Genomic DNA, 18,184 nt, shown 5'->3' with positions numbered 1-18,184 from the left:
GTAAGTGGGATTCAAATTGAAACTACCTGGATTTAGTAGAAGTATTGGAATTGATTTAGGGACAGCTAACACATTGGTGTACAGTAAAAAGCATGGGAAAATAATATTAAATGAACCATCAGTTGTAGCGGTAGAGAGAGAGAGTAGAAAAGTTTTAGCTGTTGGAAATGAAGCTAAAGATATGTTGGGGAAAACACCGGATTCAATTGTAGCGGTAAAACCTTTAAGCGAAGGAGTAATAGCTGATTATGATATAACGGAAGCTATGATAAAGTATTTTATAAAAAAGGTATTTGGAAAATATTCGTTATTTATGCCAGAGGTTATGATTTGTGTACCAATAGATGTAACAGGAGTAGAGAAAAGAGCAGTATTGGAAGCGACTCTTTCAGCTGGAGCTAAAAAAGCTTATTTGATAGAGGAAGCAAGAGCAGCAGCTTTGGGATCAGGTATCGATATATCAGCACCTGAGGGGAACATGATAGTTGATATAGGAGGAGGTTCTACAGACGTTGCAGTGATATCACTAGGTGGAACAGTTGTAAGTAAAACTATAAGAACAGCTGGAAATAATTTTGATATGGATATAATAAAGTATATAAAAAAAACACATACCTTATTGATAGGGGATAAAACAGCTGAAAGTATAAAAATGCAGATAGGAACAGCCATTCCTTTAGCAGAAGAGGAAACAATGACAATAAAAGGAAGAGATTTGATAACAGGGTTACCAAAATCTGTTACCGTTGGATCTGAAGAGATCAGAGAGGCTATTATGGATTCATTGATGGAAATTGTAACTTGTGTAAAAGATGTTTTAGAGAAAACTCCACCAGAATTAGCGGCAGATATAATCGATAGAGGAATAGTTATGGCGGGAGGAGGATCTTTGATTAGAAACTTTCCTGAACTAATTTCGAAGCATACTTCATTAAATGTACGACTGGCAGATGCGCCACTTGAAAGCGTTGTTAGAGGGGCAGGAATGGCTCTGGATCAGATTTCTATTTTAAGAAAAATTGAAAAGGCTGAAAGATAATGTTTGAAGATTTGAATTCCAATAAAAAAGCTATTGAGTTTTTACAAAAAGAACTAAGATTTAAAAGGGAAGCTGGAACGTATCTATTTTATGGAGTCGATAGAGATCTTTTAAAAAAATTTGCAAAATCTTTTGCTAAAAGTTTGAATTGTATCAATTATACAGATAATTTTTGTGGAGTTTGTGAGAGTTGTATTAGAATAGAAAGTGAAACACATGGTGATTTAGAGATTTTAGACGATATAACAGGTATTAAGATAGAGAAAATTAGAGAACTAGTTTATAGAGATTCGACAACATCTTATGAAGGAAAGAAAAAAATTTATATAATAAGAGATGTTGAAAAATTGAGAAAAGAATCCGCCAATGCTTTATTAAAATTGATAGAGGAACCTAATAGTGGAAGTTTTTTTATATTGACTTCCACAGGATTAAATGTTCTTCCAACAATAAAATCTAGATCAATACTGTTGAATATTCTTCAAGAGAGTGCAGAAGAGATAGGAGTTACTCAAGAGGAGTATAGCTTTTTTTTGGGAAAGTCAAAGGAGTTAGGGGAATATAAAAATAGCGAGATAGATTTAAACGAAGGTAATTCTTTTGAAAGAGTTGGACATAATATTAGAAGTTGGGTAGAGACAAAAGAGTTTCAATACAAAGTAGAGCTTTATAAGTCAATAAGAGATTTTTTAAATACAAAGGATTATTTGACGTTGAATGATAAACTATATTTTGTGGATGAAATTCTTCTAAATACTTCAGACAGGGAGTTAATAAAAGAGATTGTAAGCTATACAATATCTCTTATAGGAAATAGAGCTGAAAATTTAGAAAAAATATTAGAGTTAAAAAATATAGGGAGAAGCTCTATAAACTTAAAAAATTTACTGGTAACTTTTTATACAAATGTTTAGAAGAGTGATGATATAATCACTCTTTTTTTATTTATATTATTTATATATTGGTTATAATATTTTTTGATGATTTAGAGAAGTTTCATTCAAAAATAATATAATTTTTTCGAAAATAGGCTTAAAAATATTAAAAAAAAGTATTATAATATATATATGTAATCAATAAATCGTGGAGAGAAGGAATATAGATGTATTTTAAACATTTTATTGTTTTTGGAATAAATCATAAAAGCTTAGATTTGTGCCAAAGAGAAAATTTTATAAAAAATGACCCCACTTCTGTAGTTGAGAGACTATTTAAAGAAAAGAAAATTGTGGGGTATGTCAATTTATCGACCTGCTTAAGAGTGGAATATTATTTAGATTTAAACAAAAATTATTCAATAGCTGAGTTTCAAAAAGAAATAGGGTTAAAGGAGATTTTTATAAAACAGGGGCATGAGGCCGTGAACTATCTTTTTAGAGTTACCTGCGGTTTTGAATCTGTTATAAAAGGTGAGGATCAAATTTTATCTCAGATAAAAAAAGCACAGCTAACTAGCATGGAGAAGAGAATATCAAGCTCCAATATCAATGTTATTTTTAATAAAGCCATAGAGTTGGGAAAAAAGTTTAGAAATAAGAGTAAAATATGTCATAACGCTTTATCTTTAGAAGCAATCTCTTTAAAGTTTATTAAAAATAGGGTTTCGAATTTAAAGGATAAAAAAATTCTTATTTTAGGAGTAGGAGATTTAGCCAGAGATATAATGGGACTTTTGACAAAAGAGGAGTATAAAAGTTTGACGATAACGAATAGGAGTTATCATAAAGCTCTGGAAATAAGTAACGTTTATAATACGGATGTAATCGGTTTTGAAGATAAACTGGCGGAAGTAGCAAAGAGTGACATAATAATATCAGCAACTTCAGCACCTCATGCAATTATAAAAAAAGAGGAGATACTTCCTTTGTTAGATGAAAAAAAAGAGTACATATTTTTAGATTTAGCAGTGCCAAGAGATGTGGAGGAAGAACTTGATGAATTAAAAAATGTAAATTTATATAATATAGATGATGTATGGGGAGTATACTATGAAAATTTGGAAAATAGAGAAAATCTATTAACTAAATATGAATATTTACTTGGTGAGCAGATGATAAACTTAAAAAAATGGTTTGAATACAAAGAAGGGATAGCATAATGAAGAAAAAAATTGTAATTGGGAGCAGAGGAAGTATATTGGCTTTGGCTCAGAGTGAGATGATAAAAGGAAGGTTGGAGAAAAATTTTCCAGAATTAGAATTTGAAATAAAAGTGATAGTGACAAGCGGAGATAAAGATTTAGTGAGTAATTGGAATAATAGTGATAAATCTTTAAAAAGTTTTTTCACAAAAGAGATTGAATATGAGCTATTGGATGGAACTATAGATTTAGCAGTTCATTCAATGAAAGATATGCCGATAGTTTCGCCACAAGGTTTAATTTGTGGAGCAATCCCTGATAGGGAAGATAATAGAGATGTAATAGTTTCAAGGAATGGGAAAAAGCTATTGGAACTTCCAGAAGGGGCAGTTGTGGGAACGAGCTCTCTGAGAAGGACTATGGGGTTAAAAATATTGAGACCTGATTTAGAGATAAAGCAGTTGAGAGGAAATATTCATACAAGACTTAGAAAATTGGATGAGGGTCAGTATGATGCAATTCTTTTGGCAGCAGCAGGATTAAAAAGAGTTGGACTAAGAGATAGAATAACTGAAGAGTTAGATTGTGATTTAATGATGCCAGCGCCAGCTCAGGGAGCACTGTATATTCAGTGTAGAGAGAATGACGATTTTATAAAAAATATTTTAAAGTCTATTCATAATCCAGAGATTGAAAAAATTGTGGAGATTGAAAGAGAGTTTTCAAAGATATTTGATGGAGGATGTCACACACCTATGGGATGTTCGGGAGAAAAGTTTGATGGGAAGATTTTCTTAAGGGGTGTATATTGTCAAAATGATACTATGTATAAAGCTGAAGTATTAGAGGATGAAACGTTAGGAAAAGAGATTGCTCATAGATTGGCTACAAAAATAAGGGAGAAAATAGATGCTTAACAATAGAGTAGGAAAAGTTTACATAATAGGAGCAGGTTGTGGAAATATAGATCTTTTAACTTTAAAAGGAAAAAGATGTATAGAGGAAGCTGATTGCGTGATATATGATAGATTGATAGATTCAAAGGTATTAAAACTGGCTAAAGCTGATGCTGAGATGATATATTTAGGTAAGGGGAATACTGAAGGTGGAGTTATCCAAGATGAAATAAATAAAACATTGGCTAAAAAGGCTTTAGAAGGAAAAGTTGTAGCAAGAGTAAAAGGGGGAGATCCCTTTGTTTTTGGAAGAGGTGGCGAAGAGATAGAGGAGATAGCTAAATACTCTATTCCTTTTGAAATTGTACCGGGAATAAGCTCTTCAATAGCTGTACCCGAGTATGCAGGAATTCCGGTGACACATAGAGGCTTAGCAAGATCATTCCATGTATTTACAGGACATACAATGGAAAATGGAGAGTGGCATGATTTTTCTACCATAGCTAAATTAGACGGGACTCTAGTGTTTTTAATGGGAATTAAAAATCTTGATTTGATAACGGGAGATTTAATAAAAAATGGTAAAAATTCTAAAACTCCAGTAGCAGTGATAGAAAAAGGAACGAGCGAAAATCAAAGAGTGACCGTTGGAACTTTAGAAAATATTGTAGAAAAAGCTAAATCTGAAAAGATTGTTCCTCCAGCTATAACGATAATTGGGGACGTTGTAAATATGAGGGAGACTTTTAAGTGGTTTGAAAATCAGCCTCTTTCTGGAAAGAAAGTCTTAGTGACAAGAGATATGAATCAGTCACAGGAGTTCAGTGAAAAATTGAGAATCCAAGGGGCTACTGTAAGAGAGCTACCTTTTATAAAAATAGAAAATACCTATGAATTTGATGAAAAAGATTTAATAAATTATACTGCTCTTCTATTTAATTCTCCAAATGGTGTGAAGTATTTCATGGAAAATATAAAAGATATAAGGGTTTTGGGGCATTTGAAAATTGGAGTTGTTGGAGCTAAAACAGATGAATTATTAAGAAAATATAAAATAATACCTGATTTTATACCTGAAAAATATATGGGAACAGAGTTAGCAAAAGAGGTGCAAAATTATACCGAGGAAAATGATAGAATACTTTTCATAACTTCGGATATATCTCCTGCCAACTGTGAGAAATGGAGTAAAGAATACAATAGAAAATTTGAAAAACTAACAGTGTATAAAACTGGAAAACATATCTATTCAAAAAATGAGGTAGAGAAAGTATTAACTGAGGTAGAGTACATAACTTTTTTAAGTTCATCAACTGTCGAAGCATTTAATGAGAGCATCCAAGGGGATTTAAAATTATTAGAAAATAAAAAAATTGTGTCAATAGGACCAGTTACTACAAAAACTTTAAATGAATTAGGGTATGATGTGGCTTTAGAAGCAAAAGTTTTTGACGTTGATGGAGTAATTGCGGTAATAGGAGAGAAATAATATGTTTAATAGAACTAGAAGGCTAAGAGGCTCTCAGGTTATGAGAGATTTAGTGAAAAATATAGATTTTACTTTAGATAATCTTATCTACCCGCTATTTATAGAAGAGGGAGAAAATATAAAAGTTGAGATTCCTTCAATGAAGGGGCAATATAGGATATCAATTGATAGACTGGAAGAGGAGTTGGTAGAATTAAGAGATTTAGGGATAAAATCATTACTTTTGTTTGGAATTCCTAAAAAGAAAGATCCAGTGGGAAGCGAAGGATACAATGATAAGGGGGTAGTACAAGAGGCAATAAGATTTATCAAATCCAAGTTCTCAGAATTTTTAGTTGTTACAGATGTGTGCTTATGTGAATACACTTCTCATGGACATTGTGGGGTTTTAAGAGGCGAAGAGCTGTTGAATGATGAAACTTTAAAACTTTTACAAAAAGTAGCTTTGTCTCATGCTAAAGCAGGGGCAGATATGGTAGCACCATCAGATATGATGGATGGAAGAGTGAAAGCAATAAGAGATATACTGGATGAAAATGGCTTTATAAACTTACCGATTATGGCGTATAGTGTAAAATATGCGTCAGCATATTATGGACCTTTTAGAGATGCAGCAGATTCAGCACCAACATTTGGGGATAGAAAAACTTACCAAATGGATTTTAGAAATTCTAAAGATTATCTGATAGAAGTTGAAAATGATATTTTAGAGGGTGCAGATATAATAATGGTAAAACCTGGAATGCCTTATTTAGATGTAGTTAAGGGAGTGGCAGACAACATATCAAATCCTGTTGCTATTTATAATGTAAGTGGTGAATACTCTATGGTAAAAGCGGCGGCAGAAAATGGTTGGATAGATGAAGAAAAAATAGTTATGGAAAATATGTATGCTATGAGAAGAGCAGGTGCAGATATAATAATAACATACCATGCTAAAGATATAGCAAAATGGGTAAAAAGAGGTGTAAATTAAGTGAGATATAGTAATTCAGAAAAAATATATGAAAAAGCTGTAAAAATTATACCAGGAGGCGTGAATAGCCCTGTTAGAGCTTTTAAATCAGTTGATAAAATATATCCAATTTTCGTAAATAGAGGAAAGGGATCGAAGATATATGATGAGGATGGAAATGAATATATTGATTATATTTGTTCATGGGGTCCACTTATTTTAGGGCACAATAACGAAAAAGTTTTAAAAGGAGTTAGAGAAGCTATAGAGTTAGGAAGTTCATTTGGACTACCCACTAAAATGGAAGTTGAATTGGCCGAATTGGTATGCAAATGTTATTCATCTATGGATATGATAAGATTTACAACTTCTGGAACAGAAGCAACTATGGCAGCAGTTAGAGTTGCAAGAGCTTTTACAAATAGAAATAAAATATTGAAATTTGAAGGATGCTATCACGGACATTCAGATTCATTGTTGGTTAGCTCTGGATCAGGACTATTGACAGATGGGTATCAAGATAGTAATGGAATAACAGAGGGAGTACTAAAAGACACATTAGTTGCTCCATTTGGTAATATTCAAAAAGTTAAAGAGATATTGAAAACTAAAGAAGTGGCGTGTCTAATAATGGAACCAGTACCTGCTAATATGGGGCTTATAAATAGTTCAAAAGAATTTTTACAGGCTATGAGGGATATATGTGATGAAACAGGAACTCTTTTGATATTTGATGAGGTAATTTCAGGATTTAGAGTCGCTTTAGGAGGAGCTCAAGAGTATTATGGAATAACTCCAGATATAACAACTCTAGGTAAAATAATAGGTGGAGGTTATCCTGTGGGAGCTTTTGGTGGAAAAAAAGAGATTATGGATATGATTGCTCCCGTTGGAAGAGTTTACCACGCAGGAACTCTGTCTGGAAATCCTGTTGCTGTTAGAGCAGGATTTGAAATGATAAGTCATCTATTGGAAAATAGGGAAACTCTATATAAAGAATTAGAGGAAAAAGTGGTATATATGACTGAATCAATAGAGAAGATTGCAAAAAAATATGATGTACCTATAAAAATAAATAGACTGGGCTCTTTATTTACAATATTTTTTAGTGATTTAGATGAAATAACAGATTTAGAGCACGTTATAAGCTCAAATACGACACATTATTCGATATATTTTAATACATTGCTGGATAATGGAATAGTTACACCACCATCAAAATATGAAGCACATTTTGTGTCAACAGCTCACACTAAAGAGGATTTGGATAAAACTTTAGAGGCTATAGATATAGCATTTAAAAAAATTGGTGAAATTAATGGAAAGTAAAAAATCTTTTTTTCCGCTATTTATAGATTTAACTAACAAAAGTTGTTTGGTTATAGGAGGGGGAAATATAGCGGCAAGAAAGGTAAAAAGTCTTGTAGATTATGGAGCTCGGGTAGTTGTCGTAGCTCCCTTTATACTTCCTGAAATTTTAGAGTTAGATGTGGAAATAGAAAAAAGGAATTTTAAAGCTGAAGATATAAAAGATAAGTTTTTAGTCGTTACAGCAACCAATGATGAGAAGTTAAATGAAATGATAGTGGATTTATGCGAAGACAATAATATTCTTGTAAATAATATAACTTCAAAGGTTTATATGACAGCAAGATTTGCTGCTCATATAGATGTTGCTGACTACCAAATTGCAATTTCAGCTAAGGGGAATCCAAGAGAATCTGTCAAACTAAAAAAAGAATTGATAGAGTATTTAAAAAACAGAAAAGACTAGAAAGGTTTGTATCTCTAGTCTTTTTCTATATCTAAATCTTGAAAAAGATTTAAAATTTCTTTGGAATATTTTCCACTATCATCATGAGAGACGAGAGGGGGAAGAATAGTTAAAGAATCTTTTCCATTCCGTATCCCTTCAATTAAAAGAATTTTTGCAGGTTTATCAATTTTAGAATGACAAAATTGAACTCTTTTAGGAAAAATTCCGTATTTTCTCATAGTATCAACAATTTCTAAAAATCTATCAGGTCTATGAACCATTGCAAAATATCCTTTATGTTTCAAAAGGTTTGAGGCCACACTGATGAGTTGCTCTAAATCAATAGTTATTTCATGCCGAGCTAGAGTAAGTTGATCTAAATTATTTAACTGATTTTCATTTCCATGAAATTTAAAAAAAGGTGGATTTGTTATAATAACATCTTGAGAACCGCTTTCAAAGTGGTTTTTCCAGTTTTTCATATCATCATGAATAATAGTAATTTGCTCTTGTAGATTATTTAGTTCAACATTTCTTATAGCTAAGTTAGCGGATGTTTCTTGAATTTCAATGCCTGTGATTTTAGCTTTAGTTCTTTGGGAGAGAAACAGAGGTATCGCTCCATTTCCAGTTCCCAAATCCAGTATTTTATCTGCTCCTCTTGTAAGTGAGATAAAATTAGATATTAAAAGAGAATCTAAGGAAAAATTAAAATAGTCAGGTCTTTGAATAATTTTTAAACTTTTATTTAATAAGCTATTTATAACTTCGTTTTTATTAAGTATCATTATATACCTCCAAAGTTATTATAGCAAAAAAGACATAAAATTAAAACTTATATATCTCTAGTTAAGACAATATTAGCGTCAGTGCCCAATATATTATTTAAAACAATTGTCCCAATTTTTTGTGGAGATTGAATTTTAATATCTTTTAAAAGTTCCATACACTGAAAAACTAGTTCTTTTGGTATAGGTTTATCTGTTTTTACAGGTACCATATGATGAATTCCTCCCACCACTCTAACAATAGAAGTTACAACTCTTTTGGGAGCGATAAGCTCCTCTTTAGCGTACACAATACCTTTAGAGCAGGAGTTTCCTGTAACTTTATAATCATTTTTAGTGTCTATAGATAAATGACATCCCATAGGACATAAGATACATATCATCTCTTTCATTATTATCCCTCCTGTAATTCAATAACAATATCTTTAGAAATTTTTTTCAATAATAATTCTGGAAGAAGAATCTTTTCCATCTCTCCCGGAGCTAAATGTGTTCTTTTAAAGCTAGCAATAATATTGTCACCCTCTTTAACCACAATTTTCTTATTTTTATAGATGTTATTTACCCTCATAAAAATTTCCAATCTGTTTTGTGGATTGTCCAGTTTAATAATTTGAGGAACAGTGTAAAGAATACCATTGCCGTTTTTTATATTAGAAATATTTTCTAATTTACAATTTTCTTCAGCAATATAACACGCTGCAAATTTTCCTGCTCGTTCTCCCTCCTCACTAACAAAATCTACAAGATCATGGACATGAACAACATTTCCACAAGCAAAAACACCGGGGATACTTGTTTCCATTGAATTATTAACAATAGGACCATTAGTTCTATTATCCAAAATTATACCGGCTTCTTTAGATAAATCATTTTCAGGAATAAGTCCAACAGATAAAAGAAGTGTATCACATTCATATTCAATTTCAGTTCCAGAAATAGGTTTTTTATTTTCATCAACTTTGGCAACTACCACTTTTTCAAGTCGATCCTTTCCTTTGATATCAATAACAGTGTGAGATAGAAGTAAAGGAATATTAAAATCATCAAGACATTGAACAATATTTCTGTTTAATCCTCCAGAAAATGGCATTAGTTCCACAACTGCCTCGACTTTAGCACCCTCTAAGGTCATTCTTCTAGCCATGATAAGCCCGATATCTCCACTTCCCAGAATTAAAGCTTTTTTTCCAACCATATAACCTTCCATGTTTATATATCTTTGAGCAGCACCAGCTGTAAATATTCCAGATGGTCTCTCTCCAGGAATAGCTATAGCTCCTCTTGTTCTCTCTCTGCACCCCATAGCCAAAATAACAGCTTCAGCTTCAATCTCTTGGTATCCATCTATGGGATTTATCATAGAGATAATTTTATCTTTAGAGATATTTAATACCATAGTCTCAAGTTTTATATCAATAGGATAATGCTTAACAAACTCAATGTATTTTTGAGCATATTCAGGACCAGTCAACTCCTCTTTGAATCTATGTAGTCCAAAACCATTGTGAATACACTGTTGTAAAATACCACCTAACTCTTTATCTCTTTCTAAAATAACGATACTTTTGGCACCATTTTCATAAGCTGATTTAGCGGCAGCAAGACCGGCAGGACCTCCACCTATAACAACAATATCATATCTCATTAATTTTTCAACTCCTCTATTAGAATATAAGAATCAGCTTTATCTAAGATAACATCTTTGATATCTTCATTTAGCTCTCTAGCTATAATCTCTTGGACTCTAGGACCACAGAAGCCACCTTGGCATCTACCAGAACCGGGTCTGCATCTTCTTTTAACTGCATCCATAGTTGTAGCTTTAACGGGTCTATGGATAGCTTCAACAATCTCTCCCTCTGTAATCATCCCACATCTACAAATAATTCTACCAAATCTATTGTCACTTTTGATTTTTTCTGCTTTTTCTTTTGGCGAAAGGTGCATGAAAAAAGTGTGCTTTTTAGGAGAAACAAAGCTATCTTTTTCTACAAGATATATATCATTTTCTTTCAATAAATCAATAGCTGCTAAAGCGATGGCAGGTGCGGCAGATAATCCGGGTGATTTTATTCCTGCAATGTCAAAGAACCCTTTAATAGAAGATTCTTCAACAATAAAATCTCCCCTGTCGGATTCTGCTCTGATTCCGGCAAATGTTCTAATATTTTCTCTAAAATTGATATCTTTTATAGAATGGCTTCCTTTAAATTTAATATATTCAAGTTTATCAGTAGCAGTAGAAACATCATATCTATTGTCAGTATCTTGGGCGTCTGGTCCAACAAGTAAATTTCCATGAACTGTTGGAGTTACAAGTATTCCTTTTCCAAGTTTAGAAGGGCATTGAAATACAGTTTGAAAAACTCTTTTTCCTTGACTTTTGTCTAAAACGAAATACTCGCCTTTTCTTGGAAGAATTTTAAATGATTCGGGTGCAATCATTTTATGGATGATATCAGCATGGACCCCAGCGCAGTTAAAGACATATTTTCCATGGAAAATTCCGCTGTTTGTATGAACATAAAAAATATCATCTATTTTTTCAATATTCTTTACTTTTGTGTTTAAAAATAGTTCAACACCATTTTCAACTGCGTTATCTATAAGAGCTTCAGCAAACTCCCAAGGTGAAACTATTCCTGCTGAAGTACAGTGCAGTGCGGCGATAGCTTTTTCGTCAACATTCGGTTCAATTTCTCTTAACTTCTTTTGGTTGATAATGGCTAAGCCAGGCACTTTATTTATAATACCTCTGTTATAAAGTACATTAAGATGTTCAATCTCTTCATCATTAAATGCTAAAACAAGGGAACCATTACGTTTAAAAGGAACGAAGAGTTCAGCACATAAATCCTCGTATAAAGAGTTACCTAAAACATTTAATTTAGCCATAAGAGATCCCTCTTTAGCATCATATCCCCCATGAATAATTGCACTATTAGCTTTTGTAGTTTCATTGGCTACATCAGTATCTTTTTCTAAAACTGCGACTTTTAGTTTATATTTAGAAAGTTCTCTAGCAATACTAGTTCCAATAATACCAGCACCAATGATTAAAATATCATACATAAAATATCCTCCTAATTTCAATAGCAAAAAAGAGAGCAGAAAAGGTTGGCAATAAATTACCAACACTTTTTAGCTCTCTTCATCTCTATTGCTAATATTTAATTCAACTCAAATATACTACTTTTTTACTAATTAGTCAAGTTCCCAATTTAAAGATCTCTCAACAGCTCTTTTCCATTTGTTGTGCTTTAAATCTCTATCCTCTTCACTCATAATAGGTATAAATGTTTTTTCAAGACACCAATTTTGCTTAATTTCATTTTTATCATTCCAAAAGCCAACTGCAAGACCAGCTAGATATGCTGCTCCTAAAGCTGTTGTTTCAACAGTGGAAGGTCTGTGAACTTCTTTACCTATGATATCAGATTGGAACTGCATTAAAAAATTATTAGCGGATGCTCCACCATCAACTTTTAAAGCTTTTAATTCAATTCCAGAATCCTCTTGCATAGCTTCAAGAACATCTCTGGTTTGGTAAGCAATAGATTCTAGAGTAGCTCTAATAATATGATTTTTATTAGTACCTCTAGTCAATCCAACAATGGTACCTCTAGCATACATATCCCAATGAGGTGTACCCAGTCCAACAAAAGCTGGTACAAAATAAACTCCACCATTATCTTTGACTTTATTAGCAAAATATTCGGTATCTTTAGAATCAGTGATTAACTTTAACTCATCCCTTAACCACTGAACAGCGGCACCAGCAACAAAAATACTGCCTTCAAGAGCATACTCCACCTTTCCATCTAGTCCGATAGCGATAGTAGTCAAAAGACCATTTTTACTTTGGTACATTCTACTACCTGTATTCATAAGCATGAAGCAACCAGTTCCATAGGTATTTTTAGCTTCTCCTTTTTCAAAACAGGCTTGTCCAAATAGAGCAGCTTGTTGATCCCCAGCAACACCACAAATGGGAACTCTATGTCCACCTTTTCCCCCAAGATTGGCGTATCCAAATGTTCCACTCGAATTTTTAACTTCTGGGAGCATAGATTTTGGAATATCCAAGTCTTTTAAAAGTTTTTCATCCCAACAGAGATCTTTAATATTATAAATCATGGTTCTAGAAGCATTTGTATAATCTGTGGCATGAGATTTTCCATTAGTCAGCTTCCAAATTAACCATGTATCGACTGTACCAAAAAGTAATTCTCCTCTTTCGGCTTGTTCTCTAGCTCCTTTGACATTATCTAAAATCCATTTTATTTTAGTTCCTGAAAAATATGCGTCAATAATAAGACCGGTGTTATCTCTCACATAATCAGCTAAGCCTTTTGCTTTTAAATCATCACATATATGGGCAGTTCTTCTGCACTGCCATACAATCGCATTATAAATAGGCTTTCCAGTTATCTTATTCCAAACGATAGTAGTTTCCCTTTGATTAGTGATTCCTATAGCAATAACATCATGTTGAGAAACGCCAGATTGTGCGATAGCCTCGGCTAAAACTCCACTTTGACTAGCCCAGATTTCCATAGGGTCATGCTCAACCCAACCCTCTTTTGGATATATCTGTTTAAACTCTTTTTGTGCACTGGCTACAATATTTTGTTGTTCATCAAAAATTATAGCCCTTGAACTTGTTGTACCTTGATCTAAAGCGATTATATATTTCATAGAAAATCCTCCCTAGTTTACTATATTTTAATTGAAAATAGTTGCAAAAGTGATAGCACCAATAATTCCACCTATAATAGGACCAGCGATAGGTACCCAAGCATAGGACCAATCAGAATTTTTCTTATTGGCAATAGGCAAAATAGCGTGCATAATTCTAGGACCTAAATCTCTCGCAGGATTGATTGCGTAGCCAGTGGGACCTCCTAGACTTAAACCAATACTCCAAACGTAGAATCCAGCAAGTAAGGGTCCTAAAATACCGGTGAAACCTTTAACTACATCTCCATTTGGTAGTGTCGCAGAAAAAGCTTGATTATTGACATGACCAATAGCTAATAGTCCAAAAACAAGCATAAAAGTACCGATAGTTTCTGTTACAAAGTTCCATTTTAAATCTCTAATAGCGGGTTCTGTTGAAAAAGAAGCTAGGATTGCACCAGCATCTGTTGTTTCATCATATTGCTTTTTGTAAGTGAGATACACGAAAACTTGTCCAAACATTGCTCCTAGAAGTTGAGCAGTGACATAGCCAAAAACAAGTTCTGCTGGAAAAAATCCCACAACAGCAAATCCGATAGTTAAAGCTGGGTTAAGATGAGCTCCACTTATCCACCCTACGCAGTAGGCACCGGTCATAACAGCGAGTCCCCAAGCAGTGGTGATAACAATCCATCCAGAACTATGTCCCTTACTTTTCTTTAAAACTACATTTGCAACTACACCATTACCCAGTAAAATAAGAATTGCAGTGCCTATAAATTCAGCTACAAAAACATTCATGATATCCTCCCATAATTATTATTATATAAAAAAGGCTATTCAAAAAAAGAGAATTTTAAGAAATTCTGTTTAATTGAATAGCCTCTCTGATATCTCTAGCTAAACTAATTTATAATATTTAGTTTTGTTGTAGATATAGCTACAGCCCCACTTTTAAGAGCTAGATTGACATCTTCGTAATCGGAGATGAGTCCTCCAGCAATAATAGGGATAGAGCTTCGCTTTGAAATTTGTTCAATAATTTTTGGCATAACTCCGGGTAGAATTTCTATTGCATCAATATATGTTTCATTAAAAAGTTTTTCAGTGGTATTTAAAGATAGTGAATCTATTAAAAAACATCTCAAAATAACTAAAAAACCAATTTTATGCGAATATTTTGCAACTTGAGATTTAGTGGTTATAATTCCATCTGCAAAGGTATTTTCTCTTAAGTAGTCGAGAGCAGAATTATCTTTAGTATTTAGACCTTGAATCATATCAAGATGTATGAAACATAATTTTCCACTTGCTTTGATAAGGCGAGTGGTTTCCTCAATAGAGCAGATATCACTGTTTAGAAGAAATATTATCTTAGAAGAACTTAAAAGAGCATTGTCTAAAGTCTCTAGGTCTTTTACTGCAAGTATTTTGTTATTTTCAATTAAAATTTTTTTTAAATTTGAGTTCATTCTGATCTCCCTTTGTTTCTTATCAATAATAAGTATACTATATTACACTTAAATGTCAAGATAAATAACAGTTTAAATTTTTTTGTTCGATAAAAAAATAAAAAGGGATTGCTAGAATCCCTTTAAATTCAATGTGTTATATGTGTTTTGTTGGTTTAGTGATACCTATTAAAATACAAGTTATAAGAGAACCGATAACAACAGATAGTAGGTACATCATTGGATTTGTGATGATAGGTAAAACGAATAGTCCACCATGGGGTGCAGGTAACTGACACTTAAATGCCATTGATAGACCACCGGCTAACGCAGAACCAATAACGCAACTTGGGATAACTCTGATTGGATCGGCAGCAGCAAAAGGGATAGCTCCTTCAGTGATAAAAGAAGCTCCCATTATATAGTTTGTCAAACCAGCTTCTCTTTCCTCTTTAGAGAATTTATGCTTAAAGAAAGTAGTTGCTAGAGCAATTCCTAAAGGAGGAGTCATACCACCGGCCATAACAGCAGCGTGTGGATAGTAGTTTCCTGCAGCAATAGCAGCAATACCGAAAGTAAATGCGGCTTTATTGATAGGACCTCCCATGTCAATAGCCATCATACCACCGACAATAGCTCCTAGTAGGATAAGGTTTCCAGTACCAAGAGAGTTTAAAAAATTAGTAATTCCAGTATTTAGAGCAGCAACTGGAGAGATTACCGCAGTATACATAAGAACCCCAGTTATTAAAATTCCAAATAGAGGGTATAGAAGAACAGGTTTGATTCCTTCAAGTTTTTCAGGAAGTTTTGCAAATATCTTTTTTAAGAAAAGGACAACATATCCACCAAGAAAACCTCCGACTAAACCACCAAGGAAACCTCCACCATTGTTAGCAGAGATTAAACCTCCGACCATAGCAGGAGCAAATCCAGGTCTATCAGCGATACTCATTCCTATAAATCCAGCAAGAACTGGAATCATTAGGAAAAAGGCATTTCCTCCACCTATATCCATTAAAATTTTAGCAATGAGGTTAAAGCTAGGATCAGCGGGATCAGAAGCTTTTATACCGAATATGAAAGATATTGCAATTAGAATACCTCCACCAACAACAAATGGTAGCATATTCGAAACTCCGCTCATTAAATGCTTGTAAAATCCTTTTCTTTCACTGCTTCCAGAAGGTGTTTTAGTTTCTTTACTTGAATATAGTGGTGCTGTTTGGTCAAGAGCGTGTCGAATTAGTTCTTCAGGTCTTTTGATTCCCTCTTTAACTCCAACGATTTCGACGTGTTTTCCATTAAATCTAGCCATTTCAACATTTTTATCAGCGGCAACTATAATTCCTTTTGCATTTTTTATCTCTTCATCTGTAAGATGGTTTTTGACTCCTGTAGAACCATTAGTTTCTACTTTAATCTTAACTCCCATCTCTTTAGCTTTTTTATTTAAAGCTTCAGCGGCCATGTATGTGTGAGCTATTCCAGTAGGACAAGCGGTTACAGCAAGAACTTGATAGTCATTGCTCTTATCCTCTTTGGCAGAGCTACTATTTTCTTCAGATACCTCCCCTTTTAAAAGAATATCCAAAACGTCCTGTTTTGTTTTAACGTGTAGAAGTTGTTCTCTAATATCATCATCTAACAGAAGAGAAGTCAATTGAGAGAGTGTCTCAATATGTGAGTCAGTGGCGTCAGCGGGAGCAGCAATCATAAAGAATAATTTAGATGGCTCTCCATCTAGAGAACCGTAGTCAATTCCCTCTTTAGAAAGACCAAAGGCAACAGTAGGAAGTTTAACTGATGATGATTTTCCATGAGGAATAGCGATTCCCTCCTCTAGACCAGTGGAACTTTGCTCCTCTCTTTTTAAAATAGTTTTTCTAAATTCATCCTTATCATTAAGTCTACCAGCATCATAAAGAACGTCAACAAGTTCATCAATAACTTCTATCTTGTTTTTAGCAGTTAAATTTAATTTTATACAATCTTTTACTAGCATTTTATCTAACATATATTTACTCCTCCTGTTTTATAGTTTAATAATTTCAATATCTTTTAATAAGTTTGTCATAGTATCAAAAGTTGCTAATCCTTTGGAGAATGCAGTAGCACTTCCAGAAGCAATCCCGATTTCATAGCACTCTTTTAAGGATAGAGATTTATTAAGTCCATAGATAAATCCTCCAATCATTGAATCCCCAGAGCCGTTTGAACTGATAAGAGTACCTTTGGGTACACCACCTATAAAAATATTCTCTTTTGTTATGAAGATAGAGCCTTTAGAACCTAGTGAAATTAAAACATTTTGAGCTCCCATTTCTTGAAGTTTTTTACCAGCTGCAATCAATTCTTCAGTAGTTGAAAAATTAGAGTTGAAAAATTCATTGATTTCATCCCTATTTGGTTTTATTAAAAATACTCCTTTTTTCAATGCAATTTCAAAAGGAATACCTCTGGTATCTAAAATTACTTTCACATCTTTGGGAATATTTTCAATAATATCAGCATACACACTTGGGGGAAGTGATGACGGGACACTTCCAGACAGTGCTAAAATATCGTTAGCTTTAAGATTAGTTTTGAAAAAATTAAGCAACTCTTCAAAATTTTCTTTTGAAATTGTTGGAGAGGTACCTGCAATTTCACTTTCAAGTCCATTGTTGTTTATTTTTATATTTATACGTGTATCTTCGTGAATATCAAAAAAGTTGGTATTTAAACCATCACAACTTAAGGAATTTTTTATAAACTCTCCAGTAAATCCACCTATAAATCCTAAACAAACAGAATCGGTATTAAAATTTTTTAGAATTTTAGAAACATTAATTCCTTTACCTCCTGGAAGTTTGTATGTTTCTTTAGGGATATTTAAGTTTCCTTCAACAAAAGAGTCAAAAGTTAAAAAATAATCTAAAGCAGGATTTAAAGTTAATGTATATATCATTTTACGACCTCCACTTTTATTATATTTTTATATTCTTTGGGAAGTGGCTTATCTGTAATCAAAGTCCCTTTATCTAAGGTAGAAAAAATAGTAAAAC

General features: G+C 33.0%; 17 protein-coding genes. 8 read left to right on the top strand and 9 right to left on the bottom strand.

Annotated elements, in window-relative coordinates; all coding sequences use genetic code 11:
* Positions 1–4 precede the first annotated feature (4 nt).
* The 8 genes from mreB (at position 5) to ACWI69_RS07025 (ending at position 8,233) form a co-directional block, all read left to right on the top strand.
* Positions 5–1,039: a rod shape-determining protein MreB gene (mreB, locus tag ACWI69_RS07060; protein ID WP_448821134.1), complete on the top strand. Its 1,035-nt coding sequence runs from the start codon at positions 5–7 to the stop codon at positions 1,037–1,039.
* Positions 1,039–1,953 carry an ATPase gene (locus ACWI69_RS07055; protein ID WP_448821133.1) on the top strand — a complete coding sequence of 305 codons (915 nt, stop codon included), beginning with the start codon at positions 1,039–1,041 and terminating at the stop codon, positions 1,951–1,953. The genes mreB and ACWI69_RS07055 overlap by 1 nt, the downstream gene beginning before the upstream one ends.
* Positions 1,954–2,141: 188 nt before the next feature.
* A complete protein-coding gene (gene hemA / locus ACWI69_RS07050) occupies positions 2,142–3,137 on the top strand; it encodes a glutamyl-tRNA reductase (RefSeq protein ID WP_448821132.1) in 996 nt (331 codons plus the stop codon).
* Positions 3,137–4,036 carry a hydroxymethylbilane synthase gene (hemC, locus tag ACWI69_RS07045; RefSeq protein WP_448821131.1) on the top strand — a complete coding sequence of 300 codons (900 nt, stop codon included), beginning with the start codon at positions 3,137–3,139 and terminating at the stop codon, positions 4,034–4,036. The genes hemA and hemC overlap by 1 nt, the downstream gene beginning before the upstream one ends.
* The gene (gene cobA, locus ACWI69_RS07040; protein WP_448821130.1) at positions 4,029–5,504 is read left to right on the top strand and encodes a uroporphyrinogen-III C-methyltransferase; all 1,476 of its coding nucleotides are present in this window, start codon (positions 4,029–4,031) and stop codon (positions 5,502–5,504) included. The genes hemC and cobA overlap by 8 nt, the downstream gene beginning before the upstream one ends.
* Position 5,505: 1 nt before the next feature.
* Positions 5,506–6,480 carry a porphobilinogen synthase gene (gene hemB / locus ACWI69_RS07035; protein WP_448821129.1) on the top strand — a complete coding sequence of 325 codons (975 nt, stop codon included), beginning with the start codon at positions 5,506–5,508 and terminating at the stop codon, positions 6,478–6,480.
* On the top strand, positions 6,481–7,788 hold the full coding sequence (gene hemL, locus ACWI69_RS07030) for a glutamate-1-semialdehyde 2,1-aminomutase (protein WP_448821128.1): 1,308 nt from the start codon (positions 6,481–6,483) through the stop codon (positions 7,786–7,788).
* Positions 7,778–8,233 carry a precorrin-2 dehydrogenase/sirohydrochlorin ferrochelatase family protein gene (locus ACWI69_RS07025; RefSeq protein ID WP_448821127.1) on the top strand — a complete coding sequence of 152 codons (456 nt, stop codon included), beginning with the start codon at positions 7,778–7,780 and terminating at the stop codon, positions 8,231–8,233. The genes hemL and ACWI69_RS07025 overlap by 11 nt, the downstream gene beginning before the upstream one ends.
* 14 nt (positions 8,234–8,247) lie before the next feature.
* Here ACWI69_RS07025 and ACWI69_RS07020 read toward each other — a convergent pair whose 3' ends face one another.
* From ACWI69_RS07020 to pfkB, 9 genes are all read right to left on the bottom strand, one after another.
* A complete protein-coding gene (locus ACWI69_RS07020) occupies positions 8,248–9,003 on the bottom strand; it encodes a tRNA1(Val) (adenine(37)-N6)-methyltransferase (RefSeq protein ID WP_448821126.1) in 756 nt (251 codons plus the stop codon).
* A 47-nt stretch (positions 9,004–9,050) separates the two neighbouring features.
* Complete coding sequence (locus ACWI69_RS07015; RefSeq protein WP_448821154.1) at positions 9,051–9,398, bottom strand: DUF1667 domain-containing protein; 348 nt, start codon at positions 9,396–9,398, stop codon at positions 9,051–9,053.
* Complete coding sequence (locus ACWI69_RS07010; protein WP_448821125.1) at positions 9,398–10,651, bottom strand: NAD(P)/FAD-dependent oxidoreductase; 1,254 nt, start codon at positions 10,649–10,651, stop codon at positions 9,398–9,400. Before ACWI69_RS07010 ends, ACWI69_RS07015 begins: the two co-directional genes overlap by 1 nt.
* Positions 10,651–12,078, bottom strand: coding sequence for an FAD-dependent oxidoreductase (locus ACWI69_RS07005; RefSeq protein ID WP_448821124.1), 1,428 nt, complete (start codon positions 12,076–12,078; stop codon positions 10,651–10,653). Before ACWI69_RS07005 ends, ACWI69_RS07010 begins: the two co-directional genes overlap by 1 nt.
* Positions 12,079–12,210: 132 nt before the next feature.
* Positions 12,211–13,704 carry a glycerol kinase GlpK gene (gene glpK, locus ACWI69_RS07000; protein WP_448821123.1) on the bottom strand — a complete coding sequence of 498 codons (1,494 nt, stop codon included), beginning with the start codon at positions 13,702–13,704 and terminating at the stop codon, positions 12,211–12,213.
* A gap of 27 nt (positions 13,705–13,731) precedes the next feature.
* On the bottom strand, positions 13,732–14,487 hold the full coding sequence (locus tag ACWI69_RS06995; RefSeq protein ID WP_448821122.1) for an MIP/aquaporin family protein: 756 nt from the start codon (positions 14,485–14,487) through the stop codon (positions 13,732–13,734).
* A 104-nt stretch (positions 14,488–14,591) separates the two neighbouring features.
* Positions 14,592–15,158 (bottom strand): glycerol-3-phosphate responsive antiterminator, encoded by a 567-nt coding sequence (locus ACWI69_RS06990; RefSeq protein WP_448821121.1) that lies wholly within the window; start codon positions 15,156–15,158, stop codon positions 14,592–14,594.
* Positions 15,159–15,294: 136 nt separating this feature from the next.
* Positions 15,295–17,154: a PTS fructose transporter subunit IIABC gene (locus tag ACWI69_RS06985; RefSeq protein WP_448821120.1), complete on the bottom strand. Its 1,860-nt coding sequence runs from the start codon at positions 17,152–17,154 to the stop codon at positions 15,295–15,297.
* 18 nt (positions 17,155–17,172) lie between these two features.
* Positions 17,173–18,087: a 1-phosphofructokinase gene (pfkB, locus tag ACWI69_RS06980; protein WP_448821119.1), complete on the bottom strand. Its 915-nt coding sequence runs from the start codon at positions 18,085–18,087 to the stop codon at positions 17,173–17,175.
* Positions 18,088–18,184 lie beyond the last annotated feature (97 nt).

It is taken from the genome of Cetobacterium sp. (genome assembly GCF_977044495.1).
Note: the sequence above shows the minus strand (reverse complement) of the source record. Positions and strands in the feature narration are given on the sequence as shown.

Coding starts and splice junctions, on each gene's coding strand:
- hemA (WP_448821132.1), top strand. CDS start 2,142: ATGTATTTTAAACATTTTATTGTTTTTGGAATAAATCATAAAAGCTTA.
- ACWI69_RS06990 (WP_448821121.1), bottom strand. CDS start 15,158: ATGAACTCAAATTTAAAAAAAATTTTAATTGAAAATAACAAAATACTT.
- ACWI69_RS07025 (WP_448821127.1), top strand. CDS start 7,778: ATGGAAAGTAAAAAATCTTTTTTTCCGCTATTTATAGATTTAACTAAC.
- ACWI69_RS07005 (WP_448821124.1), bottom strand. CDS start 12,078: ATGTATGATATTTTAATCATTGGTGCTGGTATTATTGGAACTAGTATT.
- ACWI69_RS07055 (WP_448821133.1), top strand. CDS start 1,039: ATGTTTGAAGATTTGAATTCCAATAAAAAAGCTATTGAGTTTTTACAA.
- cobA (WP_448821130.1), top strand. CDS start 4,029: ATGCTTAACAATAGAGTAGGAAAAGTTTACATAATAGGAGCAGGTTGT.
- ACWI69_RS06985 (WP_448821120.1), bottom strand. CDS start 17,154: ATGTTAGATAAAATGCTAGTAAAAGATTGTATAAAATTAAATTTAACT.
- ACWI69_RS07020 (WP_448821126.1), bottom strand. CDS start 9,003: ATGATACTTAATAAAAACGAAGTTATAAATAGCTTATTAAATAAAAGT.
- hemB (WP_448821129.1), top strand. CDS start 5,506: ATGTTTAATAGAACTAGAAGGCTAAGAGGCTCTCAGGTTATGAGAGAT.
- hemC (WP_448821131.1), top strand. CDS start 3,137: ATGAAGAAAAAAATTGTAATTGGGAGCAGAGGAAGTATATTGGCTTTG.
- ACWI69_RS06995 (WP_448821122.1), bottom strand. CDS start 14,487: ATGAATGTTTTTGTAGCTGAATTTATAGGCACTGCAATTCTTATTTTA.
- ACWI69_RS07010 (WP_448821125.1), bottom strand. CDS start 10,651: ATGAGATATGATATTGTTGTTATAGGTGGAGGTCCTGCCGGTCTTGCT.
- pfkB (WP_448821119.1), bottom strand. CDS start 18,087: ATGATATATACATTAACTTTAAATCCTGCTTTAGATTATTTTTTAACT.
- glpK (WP_448821123.1), bottom strand. CDS start 13,704: ATGAAATATATAATCGCTTTAGATCAAGGTACAACAAGTTCAAGGGCT.